At 46.6% G+C, this 380-nt stretch carries 1 tRNA gene and 1 rRNA gene; both read left to right on the top strand.

The features are described from left to right. Nucleotides 1-68: ribosomal RNA gene (locus OGY04_RS01660) — 16S ribosomal RNA — on the top strand; the annotation flags it as partial. Nucleotides 69-153: 85 nt separating this feature from the next. Next, a tRNA-Glu gene (locus OGY04_RS01665) sits at nt 154-229 on the top strand. The last annotated feature ends 151 nt before the right edge of the window (nt 230-380 follow it).

Below are 380 nucleotides of genomic sequence, written 5' to 3' on the forward strand. Positions count from 1 at the left end.
GATTCATGACTGGGGTGAAGTCGTAACAAGGTAACCGTAGGGGAACCTGCGGTTGGATCACCTCCTTACCTTAAAGAACCTGCCTTTGTAGTGCTCACACAGATTGTCTGATGAAAAGTAAATAGCAAGGCGTCTTGCGATTGAGACTTCAGTGTCCCCTTCGTCTAGAGGCCCAGGACACCGCCCTTTCACGGCGGTAACAGGGGTTCGAATCCCCTAGGGGACGCCACTTGCTGGTATGTGTGAGTGAAAGTCGCCGACCGAAGTATCTCAAAACTGACTTACGAGTCACGTTTGAGATATTTGCTCTTTAAAAATCTGGATCAAGCTGAAAATTGAAACGACACACTGTTTCATTTCTCCGTAATAAGAAATGAAAA

It is taken from the genome of Citrobacter sp. Cpo091 (assembly GCF_030332645.1).
GTDB classification, from domain to species: Bacteria; Pseudomonadota; Gammaproteobacteria; order Enterobacterales; family Enterobacteriaceae; genus Citrobacter; species Citrobacter portucalensis.